The 22441-nt window shown below is 62.8% G+C and carries 19 protein-coding genes; 13 read left to right on the forward strand and 6 right to left on the reverse strand.

The window, feature by feature from the left end; translation table 11 throughout:
- Positions 1-157: 157 nt before the first annotated feature.
- From NKH28_RS28110 to NKH28_RS28145, 8 genes are all read left to right on the forward strand, one after another.
- Positions 158-949 (forward strand): ABC transporter ATP-binding protein, encoded by a 792-nt coding sequence (locus tag NKH28_RS28110; RefSeq protein ID WP_352475067.1) that lies wholly within the window; start codon positions 158-160, stop codon positions 947-949.
- Positions 946-2193, forward strand: coding sequence for an SfnB family sulfur acquisition oxidoreductase (locus NKH28_RS28115; protein WP_023722899.1), 1248 nt, complete (start codon positions 946-948; stop codon positions 2191-2193). The genes NKH28_RS28110 and NKH28_RS28115 overlap by 4 nt, the downstream gene beginning before the upstream one ends.
- 33 nt (positions 2194-2226) lie before the next feature.
- Positions 2227-3402, forward strand: a complete 1176-nt coding sequence (ssuD, locus tag NKH28_RS28120; RefSeq protein ID WP_352503581.1) for an FMNH2-dependent alkanesulfonate monooxygenase — start codon at positions 2227-2229, stop codon at positions 3400-3402.
- Positions 3399-4817, forward strand: coding sequence for an FAD/NAD(P)-binding protein (locus tag NKH28_RS28125; RefSeq protein WP_352980920.1), 1419 nt, complete (start codon positions 3399-3401; stop codon positions 4815-4817). The genes ssuD and NKH28_RS28125 overlap by 4 nt, the downstream gene beginning before the upstream one ends.
- 27 nt (positions 4818-4844) lie before the next feature.
- Complete coding sequence (locus tag NKH28_RS28130; protein ID WP_352541737.1) at positions 4845-5363, forward strand: flavin reductase family protein; 519 nt, start codon at positions 4845-4847, stop codon at positions 5361-5363.
- A gap of 810 nt (positions 5364-6173) precedes the next feature.
- A complete protein-coding gene (locus NKH28_RS28135; RefSeq protein ID WP_352475073.1) occupies positions 6174-6497 on the forward strand; it encodes a hypothetical protein in 324 nt (107 codons plus the stop codon).
- Positions 6498-6615: 118 nt separating this feature from the next.
- Positions 6616-6921: a hypothetical protein gene (locus NKH28_RS28140; protein WP_352920722.1), complete on the forward strand. Its 306-nt coding sequence runs from the start codon at positions 6616-6618 to the stop codon at positions 6919-6921.
- A 188-nt stretch (positions 6922-7109) separates the two neighbouring features.
- Positions 7110-7655 (forward strand): group I truncated hemoglobin, encoded by a 546-nt coding sequence (locus tag NKH28_RS28145; RefSeq protein WP_352475075.1) that lies wholly within the window; start codon positions 7110-7112, stop codon positions 7653-7655.
- Positions 7656-7746: 91 nt separating this feature from the next.
- On the opposite strand, the gene NKH28_RS28150 is transcribed toward NKH28_RS28145, so the two are convergent.
- The 5 genes from NKH28_RS28150 to NKH28_RS28170 form a co-directional block, all read right to left on the reverse strand.
- On the reverse strand, positions 7747-8340 hold the full coding sequence (locus NKH28_RS28150) for an SOS response-associated peptidase (RefSeq protein ID WP_352541740.1): 594 nt from the start codon (positions 8338-8340) through the stop codon (positions 7747-7749).
- Positions 8341-8424: 84 nt separating this feature from the next.
- Positions 8425-8649: a hypothetical protein gene (locus NKH28_RS28155; RefSeq protein ID WP_352980921.1), complete on the reverse strand. Its 225-nt coding sequence runs from the start codon at positions 8647-8649 to the stop codon at positions 8425-8427.
- A gap of 298 nt (positions 8650-8947) precedes the next feature.
- Positions 8948-9475 (reverse strand): hypothetical protein, encoded by a 528-nt coding sequence (locus NKH28_RS28160; protein ID WP_352541742.1) that lies wholly within the window; start codon positions 9473-9475, stop codon positions 8948-8950.
- A 510-nt stretch (positions 9476-9985) separates the two neighbouring features.
- The gene (locus NKH28_RS28165) at positions 9986-10186 is read right to left on the reverse strand and encodes a CsbD family protein (RefSeq protein WP_023719429.1); all 201 of its coding nucleotides are present in this window, start codon (positions 10184-10186) and stop codon (positions 9986-9988) included.
- Positions 10187-10378: 192 nt separating this feature from the next.
- Entirely contained in the window at positions 10379-11662 is a 1284-nt protein-coding gene (locus NKH28_RS28170) for an ROK family transcriptional regulator (RefSeq protein ID WP_352541743.1), read from the reverse strand.
- Positions 11663-11858: 196 nt separating this feature from the next.
- On the opposite strand from NKH28_RS28170, the gene NKH28_RS28175 reads away from it, so the two are divergent.
- The 4 genes from NKH28_RS28175 (at position 11859) to NKH28_RS28190 (ending at position 17295) form a co-directional block, all read left to right on the forward strand.
- On the forward strand, positions 11859-14414 hold the full coding sequence (locus tag NKH28_RS28175; protein ID WP_352541744.1) for an ATP-binding cassette domain-containing protein: 2556 nt from the start codon (positions 11859-11861) through the stop codon (positions 14412-14414).
- Complete coding sequence (locus NKH28_RS28180) at positions 14411-15400, forward strand: ABC transporter permease (RefSeq protein ID WP_352457057.1); 990 nt, start codon at positions 14411-14413, stop codon at positions 15398-15400. The genes NKH28_RS28175 and NKH28_RS28180 overlap by 4 nt, the downstream gene beginning before the upstream one ends.
- 46 nt (positions 15401-15446) lie before the next feature.
- The gene (locus NKH28_RS28185; RefSeq protein ID WP_023677420.1) at positions 15447-16448 is read left to right on the forward strand and encodes a rhamnose ABC transporter substrate-binding protein; all 1002 of its coding nucleotides are present in this window, start codon (positions 15447-15449) and stop codon (positions 16446-16448) included.
- Positions 16449-16533: 85 nt separating this feature from the next.
- Complete coding sequence (locus NKH28_RS28190) at positions 16534-17295, forward strand: glutamine amidotransferase (protein WP_352541745.1); 762 nt, start codon at positions 16534-16536, stop codon at positions 17293-17295.
- Between the two features lie 112 nt (positions 17296-17407).
- Here NKH28_RS28190 and NKH28_RS28195 read toward each other — a convergent pair whose 3' ends face one another.
- Positions 17408-18289, reverse strand: a complete 882-nt coding sequence (locus tag NKH28_RS28195; RefSeq protein WP_352503594.1) for a YihY/virulence factor BrkB family protein — start codon at positions 18287-18289, stop codon at positions 17408-17410.
- 189 nt (positions 18290-18478) lie between these two features.
- Here NKH28_RS28195 and NKH28_RS28200 point away from each other — a divergent pair, with 189 nt between their 5' ends.
- Entirely contained in the window at positions 18479-22375 is a 3897-nt protein-coding gene (locus NKH28_RS28200; protein ID WP_352980922.1) for a caspase family protein, read from the forward strand.
- Positions 22376-22441 lie beyond the last annotated feature (66 nt).

Raw genomic sequence — 22441 nt, forward strand, 5'->3', positions numbered from 1 at the left:
ACTTCCCCCACCGCCCCCAACTTAATACCAACACACCTCCATAAAAACACCCCCCCCCGCCACCCCCGCACCTTTTGTTCCCACTAATAACCACCCCACCCCGCCGGCCCCCCCCCGGGCCCCCCCCCCCGATTTCCTGCCTATTGCGGAGTCATCGATGTCCAGCCCGGAAAATCCGATCCTGTCGGTCAGTCGCGTGGAGGCCGTCTACAACGGCGCCATCGCCGCCCTGCACGGTGTCGACCTGTCGGTCGGCAAAGGCGAGATCGTCGCACTGCTCGGCTCCAACGGCGCCGGCAAGACGACGCTGCTACGCGCCGTATCCAATCTCCTCCCGGCCGAGCGCGGCACTGTTACCGCTGGCCGGATCACTTTCGACGGCGAGGATGTCTCCAGGGCAAGCCCCTCTCACCTCGTCCGCAAGGGTCTGGTCCAGGTCCTCGAGGGCCGACACTGCTTCCGCTCGCTGACGGTCGAGGAGAACCTTCTGACCGGCGCGCTCGGGCGTTCGTCCTCCCGCACCGGCGTCAAGGCCGACCTCGACCGCGTCTATGCGCTTTTCCCCAGGCTCACCGAGAAGCGGCGAACCCGGTCCGGCCTCACCTCCGGCGGCGAGCAGCAGATGACGGCGATCGGCCGCGGTCTGATGTCGCGGCCGAAACTCTTCGTGCTGGACGAGCCTTCGATGGGGCTGGCGCCGCTGATCGTCGACGAGATTTTCAGCGCTTTGAAGCGGCTCAATCGGGACGAAGATCTTTCGATCCTTGTCGCCGAGCAGAATTCGGCAGTGGCGCTGAAATATGCCGACCGCGCCACCGTGCTCGAAAACGGAAAGAGCGTGCTGGAAGGGTCGGCCGCCGACCTGCGCCAGCGCGACGACATTAAGACCTACTATCTCGGCGGCACGCCGCTTCCATCGCAACATTTTCCCCAGGAGACCGCAGCATGACCATCCAATCGAAGCAGCCGTCCGATATCCGCAGCGCCGTCCCCCCGGTTGAGCGTCCGTCGGCCAGAGCGCATGTCATCAAGACCGACGCCGAGGCGATCGCTGTGGCGGAAAAACTGGCCGCAGACTTCGCCAAGGACGCCTCCAGGCGGGACCGCGAGCGCATCTGGCCGAAGGAAGAGCTCGATGCGTTTTCGCAGAGCGGCCTGTGGTCGATCAACGTGCCGAAGGCCTATGGCGGACCGGAACTCTCCTATGTGACGCTGTCGAAGGTGATCACCATCATCTCGGCGGCCGATCCGTCGCTCGGCCAGATTCCGCAGAACCATCTCGGCGTCGTCGCCGCCATCCGCACCGTCTCTGATGAGGCCCAGAAGCAGTTGCTCTTCGCCGAAGTTCTGTCCGGCACGCGGTTCGGCAACGCGTTCTCGGAATTCGGCTCCAAGCGGGCGGCCGACTTCGAGACCAAATTCGTCGACGCTGGCGACCACGTCGTGGTCAATGGCCAGAAATTCTATTCCAGCGGCGCGCTGCTCGCCCATCTGGTGCCGATCGTGGCGCTCGATGACGAGGGCCGGGCCTGGTATGCCATCGCCGATCGCGGCGCGCCCGGACTGACGGTCATCGACGACTGGTCGAGCTTCGGCCAGAAGACGACGCTGTCCGGCACAGTTCTGCTGGACAATGTGAAAGTGCCGAAGACGCATCTCGTCCCCGGCTACAAGGGCTATGACCGGCCGACCGCCGACGGCGCCATCTTCCAGATCATCCAGGCTGCTGTCGATCTCGGCATCGCCAACGCGGCGATCGACGAAACCGTCAGCTTCGTGCGCACCAAGTCGCGCGCGTGGATCGACAGCGGCGTCGATCATGCCTGGCAGGATCCCTACACGATCCAGGCGGTCGGCGACCTCCGCCTGCGGGCCAATGCGGCCGAGGCGGTTCTGGACAAGGCCGGCCTTGCGGTCGACCGCGCCGTGGCCGATCCGAACGATAGGACCGTCGCGAAAGCGCAGATCGCGGTTGCCGAATCCAAGATCCTCACCACCGAGATCGCCATCAACGCCACCAACAAACTGTTCGAACTCGCCGGCACGCGATCCACACTGGCCGAGCACAATCTCGACCGGCACTGGCGCAACGCCCGAACCCACACGCTGCACGATCCGGTGCGCTGGAAATACGCGATCCTCGGCAACTATTACCTGAACGACGTCAATCCGCCGCTACACGCCTGGAGCTGAGCGAGAACGCCGTAAAGTCATAGAGGACTGTTCATGAGCACTGCCATCCCCGACAGGATCAAGGTCCTGTGGTTTCTTCCGACCCATGGCGACAGCCGCTATCTCGGCACCTCCGAGGGGGGCAGGGCGGTCGACCTGCCCTATCTGACCCAGGTCGCCAAGGCCGCCGACGCCATCGGCTATTACGGCGCGCTGCTGCCGACCGGCCGAAGTTGCGAGGACAGCTGGGTCGTGGCGTCGGCGCTGGCGCCGTTGACGCAGCGGCTCCGCTTCCTCGTTGCCGTCCGTCCCGGGCTGCAGTCGCCGACGCTCGCGGCGCGGATGACCTCGACGCTCGACCGCATTTCGGGCGGGCGCCTGCTCATCAACGTCGTCACCGGCGGCGACCCGGTCGAGAACAAGGGCGACGGCATCTTCCTCAGCCATGACGAGCGCTATGAGGTGACGCGGGAATTCCTCGATATCTACAAGGCCGTGCTGCGCGGCGAGACCGTTGCCTACGAAGGCAGACATTTCCGCATCGAGGACGGAAGGCTGCTGTTCCCGCCTGTGCAGACGCCGCATCCGCCGCTATATTTCGGCGGCTCGTCGGAGGCGGCCAATGCGGTCGCCGCCGAGCAGATCGATAAATATCTGACCTGGGGCGAACCGCCGGCTGACGTCGCCGCAAAGGTCGACCATGTGCGCGGCCTTGCCGAGAAGGCCGGACGCCAGGTGAGTTTCGGCATCAGGCTGCATGTCATCGTTCGCGAAACCAATGACGAAGCCTGGGCCGATGCCGACCGCCTGATCAGCCGCCTGGACGACAAGACGATCGCCGAGGCGCAGAAGGTTTTCGCGCGCATGGATTCCGTCGGCCAGTCGCGCATGAGCCGGCTGCATGGCGGCCGTCGCGACAAACTCGAAATCAGTCCGAATCTGTGGGCCGGTGTCGGCCTGGTGCGTGGCGGCGCCGGCACCGCTCTGGTCGGCGATGCGGCTACGGTGGCGGCACGGATCGATGAATACCGGCGCATAGGCATCGATACATTCATCCTGTCCGGTTACCCGCATCTGGAGGAAGCCTATCGCTTCGGCGAACTTGTGTTGCCGCAGTTGCCACTCGATCACGAGATCTCAACGCGGCAGACGGCCGTCAACATGGGCCCCTTCGGCGAAACCGTGGCCGGCGACCATCGCCCGTCGGCGCTGCGCGCGAGCCAGTCTTGAGCGCCAGCGCACCGATCATAGCGATTGTCGGCGGCGGCTTTTCAGGTGCGGCGACTGCGTTTCATCTGGCGCGACTGCTCCCGGCCGGTGCATCCGATATCGTGGTCGTCGAGCCCCGCGAGGGGCTCGGCTATGGTCTGGCTTACTCCACGGCCGATCCGGCGCATCGTATCAATGTGCCGGCGTCGAGAATGACGCTGATCTCCGGCCAGGACAGCCACTTTGCCGACTGGCTGGAGCAGACCAGAGCCATTGTAGACGATGCCGAGGCTATTGCCGCCTACGGAGCACTCTACCCGCAGCGTCGCGTTTTCGGGCGCTATGTGGAATCTCATCTCCGGCCCTTCCTTCTCAGCAAAACGATCCGCCATGTCAGGTCCGCCGTCGCATCGGTCGAGCGCACCGGCGAGGGCTACCGTCTGATCCTCGCTGATGGCGGGGCGCTCGCTGCCGACGCCGTGGTGATTGCGACGACGCATCCGCCGCCGGCCTTGCCGATGCCCCTGAAGTCCGTGGCTGGCACAGCCGGGCTGGTGGCCAATCCCTATGATCTCGAGAGGCTGGAAGCGATCGGCCGCGACGACCGTGTCCTGGTCGTGGGCACCGGACTGACGTCGGCGGACGTGATTGCAACGCTCGACCGCAAGGGGCATCGTGGCCACATCGTCGCGCTGTCACGCCACGGCTATCGCTCGCGCGGCCAAGCCGCGATGCTGGCCGATCCAATTGGCGATTTCACGACCCTGCCTTCACGCAGCGCAACGGCACTATTCAGGCGCATCCGGGTAACGATCCTTGATGCCAAGCGCCGGGGCGAAGACTGGCATCCGGTGCTCGATGCTGTCCGACGTCAGGGACAAACCATCTGGCAGGCCTTGCCGCTGGCCGAGCAGCGACGTGTGGCACGCCATCTTCGTGCGCTCTGGGACGTGCATCGCTTCCGCCTCGCGCCGCAAGTTGCGGACGTGCTCGATCGATGCGTCGCCGAGGGCAAGCTTGCCTATCGCGCCGCAACGATTGTCGGCGCCGAACAGGTCGACGGACGCATTTGCGTCAGGCAGCGACTGCGTGGCCAACGCAGCCTCGTTGTCGATGCTTTCGACAGTGTGATCGTGACGACCGGACCGGCGCACGCCGATATCTTGCGGACCAACACGGCGATTGCGGCGCTCGCGCGGATGGGATTGGTCCGGCTCGATCCGATTGGTCTTGGTTTGGATACCGACAGCCAAGGCCGTGCGGTCGGCACATCCGGGCGCCCGACCGATAGCATTTTCGTCAGCGGGCCACTGGCGCGAGGCAGCGTCGGCGAACTGATGGGAATTCCCGAAGTCACCGCACATGCCGAGCGCATCGCCGCCGAAATTCACCAATGGTTGGGATACCAAACGGCGTTGGGTCGCAAGGCGTCGTGAAGCTGCAAACACGATGAGGCTATCCAGATGACACTGACCGAACGCGTTCCCCTAGTGGAAACCTTAGTGGAAAGCCGGGTTCCCCTGAAATTTGCGATGCGACACCTGGCCGGAGCTGTCTCCGTGGTCACCGCAGGTGTTGGCGACGAACGGACGGGCGCAACCGTTACCACCGCCCATTCCCTATCGGTCGAACCAGAGGTGATGGTTGTCAGCATCAATCTGAACTCGTCTACCTGGGCAGCCATCAGCCGGCATCGGCATTTCTGCGTGAATGTGCTGCGTGCCGACCAGATCGCGATTGCCGACCGCTTTGCCGGGCGCGGTGGCCTGAAGGGGTCGGCGCGCTACGAGGGCGCTCGCTGGTCCAGCCTTGCAAGCGGCGCACTGGCACTCGACGAGGCGCTTGCCGCGGTCGACTGCACGGTTGAGGATACTATTATTCGCCACAGCCACGCGCTGATCCTCGGCAGCGTCCGGCATGTGGTGAGCGGAGAGCCCGGCCCGGCGCTGATCTATCATCACGGCGCATACGGATCGTCGTAAACGTATTTCGGTTCCTGGTGCTTGGCGGCGCGGCGAAGGTCCAGGCATTCAAATGAAGGTCTAATCTAGAATGCCTTGGAGAGAAAACAGTAAAGGCGAGGCAGGTCTTTTGGCGTCCAGCCAGAACCGCAGGGACTATAATGCCTTTATCGACAAGTGCATGGGAAAGTGAGCCGTAGGAAATCATGAATCGGCGTGCGACATGCCCAAACATGTCCATCCATCCAATCATCCCCACGCTGATCTCGCCATTATTCCATAAGCCCTGTCGCAATAAGCATCGGGAGTTATCGGGCGTGCCACCTTTCGCCACAAATCAGGCTCGCAAGGCTTTTAGGCGAGTTGGAGCCCGAGCTTCGATATTGTCTCGATCAACAAGGCGCGGGCGTCCTCGATAACGAGACTGACAAGGTTGTGGCTCAACGTTGAGTCCCGGGAACGTGTTGAACGCCGAAAATCGCTCGGCTGCATGCAACGGCGCTTAAAACTATGTCCATTCCGCTGTCCGTCACAATGTTACAAATGACCTGTTATTGAATTAATTATACCAAGGCAGAGTTCAATCCTCTCTCGCAGCACCAGATTGTTTCGCTGGCGCATCTTCCAAGGCCTCCTTGACCTGCTCGATGGTGATTGTGCGCGGTTGGCGAGGTTGCCGAAAAATATGGCGCCCCGCGACCTGCCGAGTGCCACGCGCACAGGCTCGTCAAAAGCTGTGGTCTTGCACACTCACCTCACGGCGCTCGCATGCGCCATGATGCGTGGGGAATGCATTCTGGTCTGCCCCTGCTGCAGGCGGCTTAACAAAGCTTGCAGCCGGGAACAATCGTTCAACGACTCGCGTTTCTTGCCAAGGCCCGCTTCTTTTGCAACGGGGCGGCGGGCGTCGAAGGCTCGCAAATGTCGCGCCGGCGTTTCAATCGCACTCGCCTCAGCCCTCACGATTTGGCTATTTGTGAACGCGTGTTTGATCAGGTTTGCGCAGATGAGCACATTGACCCTCTAAGCCTGGATGCCGAAGCCTTGGCGGTGATGATTGTCGCAATCTTCCGAAACGTGACTACCAATGAGCGCGAACTGCTGGAGGAAGTTAGGTCTCTTCGTCGCTCAAAAGGGGCAGAGAAGGCGCACTAGCTTGGCGGGCGTTCCGAGGCGAATTGGCCTAGTCCCGCTTTGGCACAGCCGTTTGGCATCTGAATTGCCCGTTGAGAATCGCCAGAGTGTAGCCACCGAGTTTGCGAAGGGGACGGAAATGGGCTTAGCCGAAGACTTATCGGATGTCGCGCTCACATTCGAATGTCCGGATTGCTTGCATCCGGCGGTAAGAAAGGGCTCTGCACTAAGAACAATCGCGCACTTCAGATGCGACGGGTGCAACGCCAAGGTGCGGATGACGTATCCGCAGAAGCTCGCGATCTTCGAAAAGCACAGGCTATTGGCCGCAGGCGACCGCCGCCAGCGAGGTCAGGAAGACTACGGTGCCCGCAACATCGATCGGGCCGCCGATGCGGCCGAAGTGGCTTCGCGACCTCTGCTGCGTGCGGCGACGCGTGCTTAAGCCTTCCTCATCCGCGCGACCTTTACGCAAGTTGACCACGGCAATGCGGTCAATCGGAATAATTCGGGCGAAGGGCTCGTTAGTTCTTTAGGCGATGCTAAAATATGGCAAAGCGTCCGAATGTCATTTCATGAAGCCCGCCAGACAGGCTGCGGCTCGCTCTGGCCTAACCTCGAAGGGAACCAGGGATGAAAATTTCGACTTCTCTCACAAGACGAAGTGTTGTCGCCGCGCTGGCGCTGGCCGCCGCATCGACGTCGGTATTGCCTGCCGACAAGGCGCTCGCGCAGACGAAGAAAACCACATCCGAGAAAAGTCTGTATGAGCGGCTGGGCGGCGTGTTTGCCATCGCAGCGGTGATCGATCACTTCAGCGACGCCGTCGTGAGGAACCCGATCGTAGGCCAAAAGTCCAAGAATCCGCAGCTGCGCAAATGGCACACCAAGAACCTTGAAAGGTTGCCCGGCCTCAAGTTCATGCGCACGCTGTGGGTCTGCGACGTTTCTGGCGGGCCCTTCAAGTTCGTCGCCACCAAGCCCGGCACGACGCCGCTCGGCCTCGAGGAGGCGCATCGCGACCTGCGGATTTCCCCCGCGGAATTCGATGAGGTCGCAGCCGAACTCGGGCGGACCTTGGATCATTTCAAGATTCCGAAGCCTGAGAAAACCGAAGTCCTGGAAGCTTTCGCCGCCCACAAGGACGAGGTCACCGCCGGCTACGTCAAGCGGGGCTGAAGCGCTTATATCGCGCGGGCATTCGTTCTGAGCATGGCGCGCGTCGCCGTGAGGCGCGGCCGCAGCTCAGCGCGCAATTTTCCGATGGTTCCTACTCCGAACCTGCCCGAGCTGTCTCCACTCTGAGCGACCCTACCGGCAACGGCCGCAGGAGTTCAGCCTCGGACCTCGTGAGATGGATCCAGGCCGCCCAGTCCGATGGCCGCAGCACAACCACTTGCCGGTTGTGATATGGCGCCACGTCCGGCCCTGGCTCGCTCGTCAGCATCGTGAACGTCGGCGGCTTGTTGCCGACACCCTCGCGCCACAGCCCGGCAATCGCCATGAACGAATGGCCATTCAGCGTGAACCTGTGCTTGGTTTTTGGATATTTCGTTCCCGTGAATTCGAAGAATGCCGACGCCGGAACGAGACAGCGCTTGCTGTTGCTGAACTGCCGGCCCTCCGAGCGAAAGTTGAATACAGGTCCGCCTTTTGGCCCGGCCGGAGGAAAGCCGAATGTCATCGACGCCAGTTCGATTGCGTCGCCGGCGGCGCGCATTACAGGTGCGGGGTCGTTGATGCGGATGTCATCCGCCTGCGGCAGATCCAGTTCGGTTTGATGGCTGGGGATTTTGAGCGCCAGCGATTCCATCATCCGGCAGTATTCGGCCCAAGCGATGTGCTGCTCGTAGTCATTGCACATGGAATGGCTCCGCACGCTCGATCGAGATCAGTTCAATATAGCGTTTATCGGTGGGCGCCGATTGCTGGCGGATTTGATATAAGCCTATTTGGGCCGGCGTGCGGCAGCGATGGCCTGCAACAGATTGATGCTGTTCACGTCGGGTTCGCTGGATGCGGCAACGGCAAATGCGGCGGCTTCGGCTATTTTCGCGACGTCGTCGCTGCTGATCGTTCCACGCTTTTCCAGCAGATTTACGAGTTCGACAACGAGAAGAAAGGCGTTCACACCATATCGTTCGGCTTTGAGCTCGAACTCGCCTCGAGCCAATCTCTCCGCGTCTCCTTCAGCCCGTTTGTCCACGTTGGCGTCCTCTCCTATGGCTACAAGCTATTAACGCTTAGCACGAATGGTTTAATCCTTCGAACTGGCCACAACCTTCGCCAATTGCCGGGCATAGTGTCGCCGGTGGCAAGGGCATGGGTTCAGCCAAGGATGAGACCAACCAACAGAACGGTAAGAATAAAGGACAACACGACGGCAAGTAGCCCGCATGCTTCCAAAGTGTTGGTTTGCCAAGCTTTCGTCGGGCGCCTCCGGTTTGAATTCCCGTTTCGCGAAACAAACTTCATCGGGCACCAGATCGGACGCGGAGCCGGCTTGAATTTGGCAAAGCGCTCCTCTTCATCTGCCCGGAAGGCATCTCCGCGAAACTCCGGAGCACCGTGTACGCGGCGCCGACCTGCCTTTCATCGACGCGGGCCATCACCAGTACGACACCTTCTGCGATCTTCGGCTTGCGCAGCTTCTGGGCAAAATTGGCAAAAGTTCCGAGAAGCACGCCGGCAAAGCCGCCCCAAGCCGCACCGACCAGGGCCATGCCGGTCATCCCCGCAGGATCAACGTCTTGAGCTCCAAAAGCGCTGAAGCCGGCCAACAGACCAGCCGTCGCGCCAAGTGCGGCACCAGCAATCGCACCCCGCCAGAGAGCGCTCATCTCATCGTCGTAATATCCAGCAACGCTGATCGGTTCATCATTGTCGTTGTAAGATCCGACCACGCTGATTTGCCGGCGACGAATCCCGGCAGCCTGAAGCTTGGCCACGGCACGTGCTGCCTGGGCATGGGAATTGAACAGTCTGCTGATTGTTTGCATTACGCCCAGGCCCGACGCCCGTTCGGAGCGTCGGGCCTCTCCTCCCTGGCTTTGAACTCTTCCGCCCGGACGCATCTTCGTCGCGCCAAAGCTCACCACAACGTGAACCAGCCGGCTACGTTCCTCAGCCGGGGCTTCGGTCCAATCCTGGAGTATCTTGCTTGGGACCTAAGTCTGACCAGCTTGGGCGCGCTGAGGCCATACCGAGCGGGGACGGTCGCCGGCTCGAAGAGAGGGTTCAGGATGCTATCGCAGACCCAAAAAGCTCAAAATGGCGATTACGATCACGATCGCGCCGACCAGCCAGATAATGTTGTTCATCATTGCACTCCTTCGCCTCCGGGCGGGGCGCACGCCGGGGCGAAGCCCGCCACGCAAGTAGAATATTAGATACGGCTAAAGGTTCCTCGTGGGGCCTCGCTGTCGAAAGAGCCCACCGCACCAGTCGGCACGGCGGGCGACGCAGCGTTTCACCCCGGTGGGGGCAGAAGACGGCGTTGCGTCCAAGGCTCAGCTGATGCTTCTGGACCAGTTATCAACCTGGCGCTCTGCCTCTTCCTTGGCGATGCCATATCGCTCCTGGATACGCCCCAAGAGCTGGTCCCGGTTGCCCTCGATCCGATCAAGATCGTCGTCGGTGAGGTCACCCCACTGCTCCTTCGCCTTGCCTTTGAACTGCGTCCATTTTCCCTTGATTTGATCCCAGTTCATATGTTCCTCCTTGCTTCCTGGGCCCGCACTGAAGCGGAGCGCGGACCGATCGGCATTTCAATGTTGGTGACGAATGAAGATTAGCAGCCGCTAAAAGTTCCGGTGCCGGCGCAAAAAGCCCGTCGTGCCCGTGCCGGACTGCGAGCTGATGTTGATGATGCCTGGAGCTTGATGCTCTTTCGCGGCACTGTCTTATGCCGTTGAAGGCGCTGAGCTTCTTGCTGGTTGGCCTTGGCTGGCAAGCCTCGAAAGGCTGCCCGGCAGCATTGTTCTGTCCTTGCCGATCATGAGCACGCCGCTGTCGGGCGCCAACAGTGCCGAGAACGGCAGCATCGCCGCGCCGATCGGCGAGGCCTCGGGGCCGAATTGTCCCGAGACGATTTCCGGCGCCACGATGCCGATGGCGCTGATCCTGTTGAACTGGGTCTGCACCTTTGCCAGCAGCTCGAGATGGATCGGCCGCGGCAGGATGCTGTCGAGAACGATCGCCTCGATGTCGATGACGGAGGTGATGGCGATGATCGCCTCGACCAGCGCATTGGCGCAATCGTCGATCCATTCGGACAGCGGTTCGCGCGCCCCTGGCGGCAAGGGGTCGAGTTCGCGCACGCGGTTGATCTCGATGCCGCGCGATTTGAGATGATTGACCAGCACATAGATCGAAGCGCGATGCAGCAGGCTCTGGTAGCGCGCCGGCTTGGCCGCCACCGAATCGAGGCTTGAAGGCGAGACCGGCAAAGGACCGAGCGCGGCGCTGTTGCCGTGCGGCCCGGTATGGACCTTGCCGCCTTGCACCAGTCCGCCGCCGACAAAGGTGTCGATCGAGATATGCATGAAGTCGCGGAACCGCGCGCCGGTCCCCTGGATGAGTTCGGCGAGTGCGGCCGATGATGCGTCGTTTTCCACGAAGACCGGGGTCTTCGGCTTTGTGGCGAAGAACGTCGTCAGATCGATTGCTTCCCAGCGGCTGCCGAGATCGTCGGGAAAGCCGAGCTCTTCGCTCCAGCCGCCGAGGAAATATGGCGAGGCGATGCCGACGCCGACGATGTTGGCATCGCCAAGCCCCTCGACCAGCTTGTCGAAATTGGCCAGCGACATGTTGCCTGCCTTGAGCACCATGTCGGGATCCGGAAAGCGATATTCGTGCGACTCGCGCGAGCGGACCTCGCCGGCAAAGTCGACGAGCACGGCTTCCAGCGCGCGCCGGCCGATCTTGATGCCGACGCTGTAGATACGCTCAGGTGCAAGTCGGTAGAGAGTGGATGGCGATCCGCGTTGCCCGAACCTTTTTCCCACTTGCTTTACGAATCCGGACGATTCCAGCCCGTCGACAATGGTGGCGACCGCAGCCGGCGTCAGATTTGCGGCGCGCGCCAGATCGGACTTGGATGCCTCCTTCAGGCGGCGAATGGCATCAAGCACGAAGCGCTCGTTATAATGCCGAACCTTGACCGAATTGCTGCCTTTTCCGGACAAAACCGGCGCCTCCCCATTCATTCCCGCAGAGCCACTCCAGCCGCTTGCAGCTTTGAGGCTGCCGCGGGGTCGAGCACTCCAATCGCACCCGTGCGCGACGCGACAGTGCCCTTCGCGGCCATGGAAGTCAATTTTCCAGTTGCGGCATTCGGCCATTTAATATAGCAAATTGAAAAAACAGGACCAGGGAGGAAAGGTGCTGCACTTGGGCGCATTAGGCGAAGCCGACGCCATGGTGAAGAGCGACGCGGCTGTCCCCGTTGCCCTGGTTCAGGCGACAAAAGCCTTCGGCGGCACGATTGCCCTCAAGGACGCGTCCTTCGAATTGCGCTCAGGCGAGGTGCTGGCTCTGCTTGGCGAAAACGGCGCCGGCAAGAGCACCTGCGTGAAGCTGCTGGCCGGCGTGTATCTCCCGACCGGCGGCCATGTCGAAGTCGATGGCAAGCCTGTGGTCTTCCATTCGCCGCACGACGCCCAGGCTGCCGGCATCTCGGTCATGCACCAGCACCCCGGTCTTTTCCCTGATCTTTCGGTGGCGGAGAACATCTATCTCGGCCATATGCCGCGCGACCGCTTCGGCGGCATCGACAACGCCGCCATGCTTGCCGGCGCGCGCAGGGTGCTGGCGACAGTCGGCCTCGACGTGCCGGCCGAAACCCGGCTCGGAATGTTGCGCACCTCCGAACAGCAACTGGTCGAGATCGCCCGCGCCCTGTCGCTCGACGCGCGGGTGCTGATCATGGACGAGCCGACGGCCGCCCTGTCGCAGCGCGAGGTCGAGCGGCTGTTCACTGTCGTCGCCGACCTGCGGCTGCACGGCGTGGCGATGATGTTCGTCGGCCACCGCATGGACGAGATCTTCCGCATCGCCGACCGCATCGCGGTGCTGCGCGACGGGCGTCTCATTGGCGTCAAGCCGAAGGCCGAGCTTGGCCGCGCCGCTGCCATCGGCATGATGGTCGGCCGTGAGGTCACCGACCTCTATCCGCAACGAAGCCACGCCACCGGCGCACTGGTGTTGGAGGCGAGGGGGCTTTCGCACGCCGGTGGCTTTTCCAATATCGACCTCAAGCTCCATGCCGGCGAGGTGCTCGGGCTCGGCGGCCTGGTCGGCAGCGGGCGGACCGAGATCGCGCGCGTGCTGTTCGGAATCGACCAGCCCGATGCCGGCGAAATCCTGATCGACGGCGAAGCAGTGCGCTTCGCGTCGGCACGCGACGCTATGGATGCGCGTATCGCCTATGTCTCTGAAGACCGCATGGGCCAGAGCCTGGTGATGGATTTTTCCATCCTCGACAACGCGGTGCTGCCAGTCCTCGACAAGGCAGCCCGCTCCGGTTTCTACGGCACGAACCGCGCGATCAATCTGGTTTCGGACTGGCTGAAGCGCATGAAGCTTCGCTTTTCCGGCTACGCGCAGCCGGTAAAGGAACTGTCCGGCGGCAACCAGCAGAAGGTGGTGTTGGCCAAATGGCTGCGCACCGAACCGCGCGTCCTCATCCTCGACGAGCCGACGCAAGGCATCGACGTCGGCACCAAGGCGGAAGTGCATGCGATGGTCGCCGACCTTGCCGCCCAGGGCATGGCAATCATCCTGATCTCCTCCGAAATGCCCGAGCTCATCGGCATGTGCGACCGCATCATCGTCCTGCGCGAAGGCCATCGGACGGCCGAATTTGCCAGGGGCGAAGCCACTCAGGAAAAGGTGCTGGAAGCAGCGACCAAGGCCGGCGAAAGCGCCGATGCGGCACAGGCCACCGGCGAGGAGAAGAGAAAAGGACCGCTCGACATACTGAAGCGGCGGGAGTTCGGTCTGCTCGCCGCGATGCTGGCGGTCGCCATCCCGGTCACCATCATCAACCCGCGCATGGTGAGCGCTGCAAACCTGACCGCCGTGTCGATGGATGCCGCCCTGCTCGTCGTTGCGGCACTCGCGCAGATGCTGGTGCTGATCACCCGCAACATCGACCTTTCGATCGCTGCGGTGATCGGCCTGTCGGCTTACATGGCGGCCAGCATGGTCCAGGCCTATCCAGGGCTCGACATCGGCATTGGCCTGATAACCGCATGCGCCGTCGGTGGCGTCGCCGGCCTGATCAACGGCCTCGTCGTCACCAGGGGAAAGATCCCGGCGATCGTCGTCACGCTGGCCTCGATGTCGACCTTCCGCGGCTTCAACTCGATCTGGGCAGCCGGTGACCAGATCAGCGCCGACGAAGTCACGCAAGCCTGGCTCGACATGACCGGCCTGAAGATCGCCGGCGTGCCGCTGATCGTCATCATCGCGATCGTTATCCTGTGCCTGGGCTACGTGCTGCTCTATCGTACGGCGATCGGGCGCGAACTGTTCGCCGCTGGCTCCAATCCCGACGGCGCGCGTCTTATCGGCATCCCCGTCGACCGCCGCATTCTGTTGGCCTTTGGCATGGCCGGCCTGCTCGGCGGCCTGTGCGGCGCGCTGTGGGCATCGCGCTATGCGACCATCGATGCACGCGTCGCGCTCGGCTTCGAACTCACCGTGATCGCGTCGGCGGTGGTCGGCGGCGTCGCCATCCGCGGTGGTTCGGGCACGCTGCTCGGTATCATCCTCGGCGCGCTCACGCTGCTCGTCATCAAGAACGGGCTGACGCTGGTGCGCGTCGACCCGCTGTGGCTGCAGGGCGTCTACGGCCTCGTGATCCTGGTCGCCATCGGCATCGACACCTTCATCGTGCGGCGGGCCGAGCAGGCAAGACAGGCGAGGGCGCGGTGAAAAAGTTCCTCCGTTCGATCGACTTCTGGGATCTGCTGCTGGCGACCTCTTGCGTGGCCATCTTCCTCTACGCGGCGATCTTCGTGCCGAATTTCGTTTCCGGCTTCAATCTCTCGCAACTGGCCGCCAGCGCCTCGGAAAAGGCATTGCTGATCCTGCCGATGGCGCTGCTCATCATCACCCGCGAGATCGACCTGTCGATCGCCTCGGTGCTGGCGCTGACGTCCGTCGTCTTTGGCTTGCTGGTCCAGGCCGGTGTGCCGACACTTGCCGCAATCCCGCTGACGCTCGTCATCGGCGGCCTGCTCGGCGCCTTCAACGGCTATCTGGTCTCGGGCCTTGGACTGCAGTCGTTGGTTGTGACGCTCGGCACCATGGCGCTCTATCGAGGCATTGGCTACATCCTGCTCGGCACCGGCTCGGTCAACATCCTGCCGCCCGCGGTCGTCGATTTCGGCATCAACAACCTGCCTGGCACCGAGATACCGTGGACCATCGTGCCCTTCCTGGTGCTGGCGCCGGTGTTTGCGGTCGTGCTGCAGAAGACGCCGACCGGCAAGCGCATCTACGCGCTCGGCGGCAGCCCCGAAGTGGCGCGCTATTCCGGCATAAACACGCGCCGGATGGTGCTGAACCTGTTCGTCGTCTCGGGCGTCGTCGCGGCGATAGCCGGCATCGTCTACACCGCGCGCCTTTCCAACGCCCGCGCCAACAATGCGCTCGGCATGGAGCTCGACGTCATCACCATCGTGCTGCTCGGCGGCGTCAGCGTCTTTGGCGGCAAGGGCCGCCTGACCGGCGTCATGCTGGCACTGGTCCTGATCGCCATCATCCGCAACGTGCTGGCGCTGAACCAGATCGGTGGCGACGCGCAGGGCATGATCATCGGCCTGCTTTTGATCGGCTCGCTGCTGGTCGGCAATTACTGGCGCTCCACACAGGAGATGCTCAGCAGATCCCGCGCAATGCGCGAGACAAAGGGGTGATCTCGGGCCCCTTCCTTCAAGCCCGAATTTTGACGGAGGAGTCACAATGAAAGCGTTTAGATTAGCCCTGCTCGCATCCGCGGTTCTGCTTGCGCCAAGCTCGCTGGCCTTCAGCCAGGAGTGCGCCAAGGAACCCGTAACGGTCGGTTTCCTGCCCAAGCTCGACACGGATCCCTACTTCAAAGTGGCCTTCGGAGGCGCACAAGAGGCAGCCAAGGAAATTGGCGGCACCGCTACCCAGGTCGCCCCATCGCAGGCGACCGCCGAGGCGCAGATCGAATTCATCAACAGCCTCGTGTCGCAGAAGGTCGGGGTCATCGCAATTGCCGGCAACGACGCCAATGCCGTCGCGCCTGCGCTGAAGCGCGCCGTTCAGCAGGGCGTCAGAGTGATTTCGTATGACTCCGATGTGGCCGCCGATGCGCGTGCAGTGTTCGTCAATCAGGTGAAGGGCGACAGCCTCGCCGAGATGATGCTCGAAAGTGCATTCGCCCTCAGCGGCGGTGAAGGCGAATTCGCGATCCTGTCGTCGACGCCGACGGCGACCAACCAGAATGCCTGGATCGACTTCATGAAGGCGAAGATGGCGGCCGAGCCGAAGTTCTCCAAAATGAAGCTGGTGCAGGTGGCCTATGGCGAAGAAAGCGAACAGATCAACCAGCAGCAGGCATTGGCGCTGGTCCAGGCGTTTCCCGATCTCAAGGTGATCATCGTCCCGGCAGGCATCGGCCTTCCGGCGGCCGCGCGTGCACTCGAGGAAGCGGGCATGATCGGCAAGGTCAAGCTGACCGGCCTCGCGCCGGCCACTCTGATCTCGAAATACATCAAGGACGAAGCGGCTCAGGATATCTGGTGGAACGTCACCGATCTTGGCTATCTTACCTATCAGACGGCCCAGGCGTTTGCGCAATGCAAGATCACCGGCAAGGAGGGTGAGAAGTTCACGGCAGGCAGGCTCGGCGAATACACGATTGGCGCCGGCGGCGAACTGATCCTTGGTCCGGCCAAGATCGTAACTCCCGAAAATCTGGCCGAATTCAAATTCTGATCCTGTAGGGCTTGAGTTCTAGGGGGCGCCGGTCCATCCGGCGCCCTTCCTAAAAACCTCTCGAATGAAACAGTGCGGGGCGGCAATGAAGATATTGCTTGCAGGCGAAACCTTTGCAGCGACGACCTCGGTTGCCATCGGCAGCGACGTGCTTACAAGTGCGACCTCGACAAATGGCGCGACGGCCTTCAATGCCGCGCTGACCACTGAAGGCATCGCGGTCACGCAGATCGGCGGCGAGCGTTGCAGCGCGGAGTTTCCCTATGACCTCGATGGGCTCGCCCAATATCAGGCGGTGGTGATCTCCGATGTCGGCGCCCTGACATTGCTGGTGACGCCGGATGCCCGCACCGGGCGTGTCGGCGTCAACCGCCTCGATGTGCTCAAGGCCTATGTCGAAGGTGGCGGCGGGCTGATGCTGGCCGGCGGTTACATGGGCTTTCAGGGCATGTTCGGGACGGCGCGTTTCCACGACACCCCGGTCGAGGACGTTCTGCCGGTCCGTTGCCTACCCTACTGCGACGGCATGGAGGTGCCGCAAGGCCTGCAGGCCTCCATCCTGCAGTCGTCACATCCGATTTTTTCCGGGGTGGAGGGGCCTTTGCCGCCGATTCTCGGCATGAACAAGCTGGAATTCAGGCGCGACGGTTCGTCCCGGCTTCTGGCGACCTGCCACCATCGCGGCACCGACTGGCCGCTCCTTGCCGTCGATAGCCATGGCCGCGGCCGCACGATTGCCTGGGCAACCGATATCGGCCCGCATTGGCTCTCGCAGGATTTCCTCGCGTGGCCGTTCTACGGAAGACTGATGGCGAATATGGTCCGTTGGCTTGCCGGCAATGAATGAGGAAGCCGGACACTAGGTTTGACCCAGTGCGGTTGTCCTGGCGCGGCCGATGCCGCGCGAGGCGCCGGTGACCACCACCACCTCGTCGGCTAGGTCGAATTTCGGCGTGAACTCATTTGCCATGCAATTCCACCTTGTTCTTCAAATCGGACCGGCTGCCATGTCGAACCGAATAGGCTCGCGTGAATTCGGCGCCCAGCAGAAATATCTCCGCTGAATAATAGACCCATAACAGCACGACGAGCAGGGCGCCGGCCGCGCCGTATGATGATGAGATGGCGCTGGTTCCGATATACCAGCCAATCAGCGACTTGCCGATGGTGAACAGAAACCCGGTGACCGCGGCGCCGATGCCGACATCGCGCCATTGCAGGCTGCGGTCCGGCAGCACCTTGTAGATTGCGGCAAACAGCAGTGTGATCAGGGCAAACGAGACGATCCCGTTGATGGCGCTCAGGATGATGGTGCCGAACGGCAGGTCGGCGTTGATGACCTCTCCGAGCGCCGAAATTGCAGCGCTTACGACCAGCGACACCAGCAGCAGGAAACCAAGCGCGGCGACCAGGCCCAGGCTTGCAATGCGTGCCCGCACCATTCGTGAAATCGTTGCCCCGCTCGGTTTGACTTTCCAGATTTCGTTCAGCGCCAGCTGCATTTCGCCGAACACGCCGGATGCGGCGACGAACAGCGTGACCAGCCCCAGAATGCTGGCAAGGGTTCCCGCTTCCTTCTGCGAGGCGTTCTCGATCGTCGCCTGCAGCAGCTCGGCACTTTGCGGCCCCATCAGGCCAGCGATCTGTGCCGAAAGGGCGAGTTGCGCCGCCTCGTGCCCGAAGGCCATGCCGGCAATAGCGACAACGATGAGCAGGATCGGCGCAAGCGAGGTCGTGGCATAAAACGCTATCGCCGCCCCATGGCTCAGCGCATTGTCGTCGATGAAGCCGATGACGCTCTGCTTGAGGAGCCTCCAGCCCTCTGCTGCCAAATTCCACATGTAGGCCTCGCATGCCTGTCAACAAACAAGTAGCGGCCGCGCAGCGCTGGGCGAGGGGCGAGAGGCCGGCGGGACAGGAGGGGGCGCGGAGCAGCATGACATTCCTGCCTCCCTTCCCCACGACAAGAACACCTCTTGCCCGAACACTTGCCACGCGCCGGCCATCATGATGCCATGCCGTTGCGGAAGATGGCGCGCTGGGTTTGGGGTGGGACGACGATGCTGTTTCCAGGGGCAACAGGGCGCATAGGCGTGGCGTTTGCCGCGCTGCTTGCCCTTTTATGCGCGCTGGTTTCTGCGCGGGCTGAAGGGCCGAAGGCGCTTAAGGGCGTCGCGCTCGTCATCGGGCAGTCCGATTATGAGCATGTCGGCAAGCTGCCCAATCCGGAAAACGACGCCCGCGCCATCGAGGAGATGTTCGACAGGCTCGGCTTCGAAACCGATGTCGCGATCAATCGCGACGCGCGCAAATTGCGGCGCGACCTCGAAGGCTTCGTCGACGATGCCGAGGGTGCCGACGTCGCCATTATCTACTATTCCGGCCACGGCATCGAAGCCGGCGGCGAGAATTTCCTGGTGCCGGTCGATACCGACATTACAGCGCTCGACGATGCCGGCGAGAAGCTGGTGCCGCTGTCGTCGATCGTGGCCGAGCTGAAGGCCAAGGTGCCGGTCACCATCGTGCTGCTCGATGCCTGCCGCAACGATCCGTTTCCACCGGGCACGCTGCTCAAAATCACGCCGGGCGAAGCGGGCGAGCCGATCGGCGCCGGCGGCCTCGGCGAAACCCGCAGCGTCGTGGCGCTGAACGGCAGCGCGCCGGCCAAGGTTTCGGCCGATGACAGCCTGGGCCAGGTCATCGGTTTTGCCGCCGAGCCCGGCAAGGTGGCCCTCGACGGTCCCGCAGATGGCAACAGCCCCTATGCGGCAGCCATTTTGCGTCACTTCGACACGATGGGCGGCGAGGAATTCGGCACCGTGCTGCGCATGATCGGCGAGGAGGTCTATCTCAAGACCGGCGGCCGGCAGCGGCCGTGGGTCAATGAAAGCCTGCGCCGGCTGCTTTATTTCGGTACGCCCGCCGAGGTGCCGAAAGGCGAGGAGGGCGAGATACTCAGCGAGCGTCGCCGGCTGCTGGTGACGATCTCGACGTTGCCCGACCCGCAACGCCGCCAGATCGAGACGATCGCCCGCGACGGCGGCGTACCGATGGATGCGCTCTATGCCATGCTGAAGACGCTGGGCACCGAGAAACCCAGGGATGCGGCCGAGCTCGATGAATTGCTGCGCGGCCAGACCGAGCGGCTGAAACAGGTACTAGACGAGCAGGCGATGCTGAAGAGCGAGGATCCGGAAATCGTGCGGCTTTCAAGACTGGCCGAGCAGGCGGTGCAAGAAGGCGCACTCGAAACAGCGCAGAAAATCCATGAACAGGCCAAGGCCCGCGTTGGCGAACTGTCGAAGACCGTCGACCAGGCCGAAGCCGACCTCAAGGCGCGTCGGTTCGAGTTTGCCGAGGTTTTCGGCGACAGCGCCAAAACCTACGAAATTTCGTTCAGTTATCAGGCGGCAGCGCAGGACTATGCCAAGGCCTATGAGCAGGTCGAGAAATGGGACGACCATCAAGCCTGGTTCTACAAGGCAGCCGAGGCCCAGGCGCTCTCCGCGCACGGTTCTTTCTCTGGCGACAATGCCTTTCTGGTGCAGGCGGTCGCTGCCTATGAAATAGCGCTGACCTATGTGTCGCGCGAAAACAGCCCGCGGCAATGGGCTGCCACGCAAAACAATCTCGCCACCACACTGTCGACGCTGGGCGAACGCGAGGCCGGTCGCGAAAACCTCGACAAGGCGGCTGCCGCCTTCGACCAGGCGCTGACCGTCTACACACGCGACGCCGATCCGGACGACTGGGCCTCGACGCTTGGCAATCTCGGCACCGTCTACTGGCGGCTCGGCCAGCGCGAGAATGGTATCGCACTGCTCGACGAGGCCGTCGCCTCCTTCCGCGCGGCGCTCGCGGTGCAAGCGGCGAAAAAAATGCCGCTCGAATGGGCGGCGACTGAGAATAATCTCGGCATCGTGCTGTCCGAGATCGGCGAGCGCCAGGCCACGACCGACAGTTTCCGCGCTTCGATCGAAGCGCATCGCGCCGCGCTGACCGAATACCGCAGGGAGCGCGTCCCGCTCGACTGGGCGTTGAGCCAGGTCAATCTCGGCGCGGCCTTGTTTCGCCTTGGCGAGCGTGAAAAAGACGTGCCGACGCTTGAGCAGGCAGTGGCCGCGTATCAGGCTGCGACCGAGGAGATGACGCGCGAGCGCGCCCCGGCGCAATGGGCGACGATCCAGAATAATTTGAGCTCGGCGCTGGAATCGATCGGCCAGATCAATGGCGACATCGCCACGCTTCAGCATGCTCGGGAGGCCGCAGAGGCCGCACTGACGGTCTGGACGCGCGAGCATGCGCCGGCGAGCTGGGCGAACGGCCAGTTGACGCTTGGCAATGCCTTGCAGCGCCTTGGCGCCAGGCAGGAAGGCAACGACGCGCTGCTTGAGGCGATCGCTGCCTATGAGGCCGCACTTTCTGAATATCCGCGCGAAAAGCTGCCGCTCGACTGGGCTTCGTTGAAGCAGAATCTAGGCTCGGTCTATGCGACGCTTGGCGATCGGGACACTGGCATCGACTATCTCCGGGAGTCGGCGTCCGCCTATCGCGAGGCCTCGCAGATCTATACCGCCGGCGCTGCTCCAATCGAGTTTGCTTCGATCGAGCACAGTCTCGGCAACGCTTTGGCGACCTGGGGCGACCGCGCCAGCGACAAAGCGGTGCTGGAACAAGCGGTCGCCGCCTATGGTGCAGCGCTCACCGTGCGAAGCAAGGACAGCGCCCCGAAGGACTGGGCGAAGACGCAGTACCGGCTGGGTGCAGCACTTTCCATGCTCGGCAAGGCCAATGGCGGTCCGGACGAGGCGCTCCAGCGCTCGGCGGCGGCCTATCGTGCGGCGCTCGAGGTGCAGAGCCGTGACAGCGATCCTGACGCCTGGGCGGCAACGCAATGGGGCCTGGGCCACGTGCTCCTGGTGTTGGGCGACCGCACGCAGGACGGCGAACCGTTCCGCCAGTCGGCGACGGCGCTAGAAGCGGCGCTGCCCTTCTACGACCTCGCCACGGTGCCGGAAGATCACGCCCAGCTGCAGAACGAACTCGGCACTGCCTATTACTACCTTGCCGGCAGCGCCAATGACCCATCGCTCTACCAGAGGGCGGCGGCCGCGCATGAAAAGGCACTGGCCGTCTATGCCACGTTGCCCGACCGCTCGCTCTGGGCCTCGGTCGAAGGCGACCTCGGCAATGCCCGCATGATGCAGGCAAACGCCAGCTCCGATCCGGACGCCATGGCCAAGTCTGTCCAGGCCTATGAGGCGGCACTGACGGTGATGAGCCGCGACAGGGATGCCGACGAATGGCTGCGCAACCAGGCAAACCTGGCCAGCGCGCTGTCGACGCTGGGCTACTGGCGCGGTGACGTCGCCCTGCTGAAGCGCTCGGCCGGCATCTATCGCTCGATCCAGAGCGTGCGCACGCGCGACCGCGCCTCCGAACCCTGGGCCAGCACGCAGGCAAGCCTGGCCAATGTGCTTGGCATGATCGGCGCGAAAGAGCCTTCGCCGGCTTTGTTCGCCGAAGCGGTCGCCGTCAACCGGGCGCTCGCAGACGAGGTCGGCCGCGACCGCGACCCCGACCGCTGGGCGAGCCTGCAAAACGAGATCGGCTATCAGCTGACGCTCGCCGGCCGCGCCGAAAACAACGTCGCCAAATTCGAGGAGGCAGTGCCGATCCTGCGCGAGGCCATCGCTGTGCAGAAGAAGATCGGTTCGGTGCCGGGCGTCGCCTTCACCGAGGACAGCCTATGCGATGTGCTTACCGATCTGGGTGCTGCCCGCAAGCAGAAGGCAATGGTCGAGGAAGCGATAGGCGCCTGCGAGCATGCGCTCGTCATCTTCAGTGAGCGCAAGATGGACGACCTTGCCGCCGGCTCCGCCAAGAACCTTGCCGAGGCAAAAGCCTTGCTGGCCGAATTGCAATAGCGCACAGGAAAAGGTGGCCGCGGCCGGTTTCGATTGGCAATGGGTTGCCGTTCCCTGCTATTCCCG

Source organism: Mesorhizobium sp. M1227 (genome assembly GCF_040318315.1).
Taxonomy (GTDB): Bacteria; Pseudomonadota; Alphaproteobacteria; order Rhizobiales; family Rhizobiaceae; genus Mesorhizobium.

Bases quoted from the DNA above. Each gene is read 5' to 3' on its own strand.
- NKH28_RS28110 (WP_352475067.1), top strand. From the start codon at position 158: ATGTCCAGCCCGGAAAATCCGATCCTGTCGGTCAGTCGCGTGGAGGCC.
- NKH28_RS28115 (WP_023722899.1), top strand. From the start codon at position 946: ATGACCATCCAATCGAAGCAGCCGTCCGATATCCGCAGCGCCGTCCCC.
- ssuD (WP_352503581.1), top strand. From the start codon at position 2,227: ATGAGCACTGCCATCCCCGACAGGATCAAGGTCCTGTGGTTTCTTCCG.
- NKH28_RS28130 (WP_352541737.1), top strand. From the start codon at position 4,845: ATGACACTGACCGAACGCGTTCCCCTAGTGGAAACCTTAGTGGAAAGC.
- NKH28_RS28140 (WP_352920722.1), top strand. From the start codon at position 6,616: ATGGGCTTAGCCGAAGACTTATCGGATGTCGCGCTCACATTCGAATGT.
- NKH28_RS28145 (WP_352475075.1), top strand. From the start codon at position 7,110: ATGAAAATTTCGACTTCTCTCACAAGACGAAGTGTTGTCGCCGCGCTG.
- NKH28_RS28150 (WP_352541740.1), bottom strand. From the start codon at position 8,340: ATGTGCAATGACTACGAGCAGCACATCGCTTGGGCCGAATACTGCCGG.
- NKH28_RS28160 (WP_352541742.1), bottom strand. From the start codon at position 9,475: ATGCAAACAATCAGCAGACTGTTCAATTCCCATGCCCAGGCAGCACGT.
- NKH28_RS28165 (WP_023719429.1), bottom strand. From the start codon at position 10,186: ATGAACTGGGATCAAATCAAGGGAAAATGGACGCAGTTCAAAGGCAAG.
- NKH28_RS28185 (WP_023677420.1), top strand. From the start codon at position 15,447: ATGAAAGCGTTTAGATTAGCCCTGCTCGCATCCGCGGTTCTGCTTGCG.
- NKH28_RS28190 (WP_352541745.1), top strand. From the start codon at position 16,534: ATGAAGATATTGCTTGCAGGCGAAACCTTTGCAGCGACGACCTCGGTT.
- NKH28_RS28195 (WP_352503594.1), bottom strand. From the start codon at position 18,289: ATGTGGAATTTGGCAGCAGAGGGCTGGAGGCTCCTCAAGCAGAGCGTC.
- NKH28_RS28200 (WP_352980922.1), top strand. From the start codon at position 18,479: ATGGCGCGCTGGGTTTGGGGTGGGACGACGATGCTGTTTCCAGGGGCA.